Here is a 3262-nt window from a genome sequence, read left to right as displayed (position 1 = left end):
CAACCAATCTTAGGCGCAATTGCTGTGATTGCAGCCCAAGTAGAAGGATAATCTTTTTCAGATTCAATCAATAATTGAACCGCTCTTTCTCTGATTTCAGGGGTATATTTTAATTTTGTCATCGGGATAGTCTCTCAGAATATTGACTCTCCGACAAACCCGGTACGGTTCACTTCTGATGATTCAGTGAAAAGGGTCATTTATTTAGCAACTTCAAATGCTGCTAAAAAATGGACCATGCCAACTCAAAATTGGCGTTTAGCAATGAATTGGTTTACGATTCAGTTCGATGATCGATTAAAAGATCATTTATAAAAAATGAGACTTACACAAAATAATTTACAGGCTCGTAGAAACATGAAAATACATTCTTTTGGTGAACACAATAACATTACTTTATCTAATAATTGTATTGAAGTTCGAGGTGCACGTGAGCATAACCTTAAGGATGTAGATGTTTCTATCCCAAGAAACGCACTTGTTGTTTTCTCAGGTGTATCGGGTTCAGGAAAATCATCACTTGCTTTTGGAACTATTTTTGCTGAAGCACAAAGAAGATATTTCGAATCTGTTGCACCTTATGCAAGACGCTTAATAGATCAGGCCGGAGTACCAGATGTTGATGCTATTGATGGTCTACCACCAGCAGTAGCATTGCAACAACAACGTGGTGTAAGTAATACCCGTTCTTCTGTTGGAAGTGTAACAACTTTATCAAGTCTCGTGCGAATGATTTATTCGCGTGCTGGTGCATATCCTGCCGATCAGCCAATGTTATATGCCGAGGACTTTTCACCGAACACTCCTCAAGGTGCTTGTCCTACCTGTCATGGTTTAGGTCACATTTATGAAGTTACAGAATCGACAATGGTTCCTGACCCAACACTCAGTATTCGTGAGAGAGCTATCGCATCATGGCCACCTGCTTGGCACGGGCAAAACTTACGCGATATCCTAGTAACCCTAGGGTATGATGTTGATCGACCATGGAAAGATTTACCGCAATCGGATAGAGACTGGATTTTATTTACTGAAGAAACCCCAACAGTTCCTGTCTATGCTGGTTTAAGCCCCGCTGAGACTCAATCTGCACTTAAACGTAAACTAGAACCCAGCTATATGGGCACTTTCACTGGTGCTCGTCGCTATGTCCTTCATACTTTTGCTAATACCCAAAGTACGTTGATGAAAAAACGTGTTTCACGTTTTATGGAAGGAAAAATATGCCCTTCCTGTCATGGTAAACGCCTTAAACCAGAAGCCTTATCTATTACCTTTGCTGGAGTAGATATTGGTGAGTTTATGCAACTTTCTTTGGATAAGTTAACTTGCCTGCTTGAGCCCATTGTTCTAGGCAATTTCGACGCTCATGATGCTGGAGAAAAGACTAATAATAAAGTAACCCAACTTGATAGATCTGAACGAGCAACAACAGGTAGAGCAGTGCATTCTGTATCTCCAGATGTAAGACGTACGTCAGCACTTTCAGATGAAAAGAAAATTGCTGCGCAGCGTTTAGCAAATGGTGTGGTGGGGCGTTTAAATCAATTACGCCAGTTAGGTCTTGGTTATCTAACATTAGATAGAGCCACACCGACTCTTTCAGCGGGAGAGTTACAACGTTTGCGGTTAGCAACACAATTAAGTTCTATGCTATTTGGTGTAGTTTATGTACTGGATGAACCGTCTGCTGGATTACATCCTTCAGATAGTCAGTCATTATATGATTCTCTCGATAAATTAAGAGACGCTGGAAACTCCGTATTTGTTGTAGAGCATGATTTAGAGCTCATGCGTCGTGCTCAATGGTTAGTGGATGTTGGACCAGATGCAGGAGAGCAAGGTGGTAATATTTTATATAGTGGAGTACCTCAGGGTTTAAGTGAGATTTCAGCTTCACGTACTGCAAGTTATTTATTTAATAAAATCCCAGTTACTCAAAGTTATGAACGTACACCCTCTGGTTGGCTTGAACTTAACAATATTTACCGACATAACCTGCATAATATTGATGCTCGTATACCTCTTGGTGTACTTACAGCAGTTACAGGTATTTCAGGTTCAGGTAAATCTAGTCTCGTTTCTCAAGCTTTACCCGAGTTAGTACTTTCATATTTAGGCAATGAATCTGAAACTGAAAACAATAATGAAAATAATCCTTTAAATGAAGCAATGTTGGTTACCGAGGTTACACAGGGTTCTCTGGCTGGTGATGTGGAGGCTATACAGCGTCTGGTACAGGTTGATCAAAAACCAATTGGCCGTACTCCACGTTCTAATCTGGCAACTTATACGGGTTTATTTGATCATGTTAGAAAGTTATTTGCTGGGACTCCTGAAGCTCGCCAAGCTCATTATGATGCTGGACGTTTTTCGTTTAATGTGGCTAAAGGGCGATGTGAAACTTGTGAAGGTGAAGGCTTTGTCAGTGTAGAATTATTGTTTATGCCAAGTGTATATGCCCCTTGTCCGACATGTCATGGTGCTCGATATAATGATGACACTCTGAAAATTCGCTGGAATGGACGTAATATTGCTGAAGTATTAGGAATGACCGTCAATGAAGCACGTGATTTTTTTGATGGAGAGGTCTCGATTGCTCGTTCACTACAATTATTAAAGGAAATTGGCCTTGGTTATTTACGTTTAGGGCAACCAGCGACTGAACTATCTGGTGGAGAAGCGCAACGTATTAAATTGGCGACCGAGCTGCAACGCAATCAGCGTGGAAATACACTGTATATACTTGATGAGCCAACTACAGGTTTGCATCCATCAGATGTAGATCGATTGTTAGTTCAATTGCAGCGATTAGTCGATGCGGGTAATACCGTGGTTATGATTGAGCATGATATGCGTGCCGTTGCACAAGCAGATTGGGTGATTGATGTGGGACCAGGTGCTGGAAATGCTGGTGGGAATATTGTTGTGGCAGGAACACCAAAACAAATAACAGAAAATCAAGATAGCCGTACTGCTCCATATTTAGTTAATGAGTTAGTGAGTCGTGATACTAAACATTGATATTGCGAGTGGGTAGAATAAAGCCTTAAATTAAAAGCCTGTAAAATCAATCAGATATTTTTTGTTTTAGGTGGTGTGTGAGCATGAAATCTAAAATTTTTTTCAACTAAGGGCTTTGTTGCACAAACCTATCTGTAAAGGCTTTTTCAGCGATATAATTTTCAAATGAAGAAGCCTACACACAAAATCTACCGCACAACCAATTGGCCCGCATATAACCGAGCACTCATGAGTCGCG

1 protein-coding gene and 1 pseudogene are annotated in these 3262 nt (G+C 40.6%); both read left to right on the top strand.

The window, feature by feature from the left end; translation table 11 throughout:
• Nucleotides 1-168 precede the first annotated feature (168 nt).
• Nucleotides 169-315 (top strand): annotated as a pseudogene (locus FTT86_RS15725) (IS256 family transposase); the annotation flags it as partial.
• A 42-nt stretch (nucleotides 316-357) separates the two neighbouring features.
• Nucleotides 358-3024 (top strand): excinuclease ABC subunit UvrA, encoded by a 2667-nt coding sequence (locus tag FTT86_RS15720; RefSeq protein WP_180181479.1) that lies wholly within the window; start codon nucleotides 358-360, stop codon nucleotides 3022-3024.
• Nucleotides 3025-3262: the final 238 nt, after the last annotated feature.

It is taken from the genome of Acinetobacter sp. YH01021 (genome assembly GCF_013420255.1).
In the GTDB taxonomy this organism is placed as follows: domain Bacteria; phylum Pseudomonadota; class Gammaproteobacteria; order Pseudomonadales; family Moraxellaceae; genus Acinetobacter.
This window is presented reverse-complemented; position numbering and strand designations above follow the sequence as displayed.

Excerpts from the sequence above, each read along its gene's own strand:
- FTT86_RS15720 (WP_180181479.1), top strand. The coding sequence starts at position 358 with ATGAAAATACATTCTTTTGGTGAACACAATAACATTACTTTATCTAAT.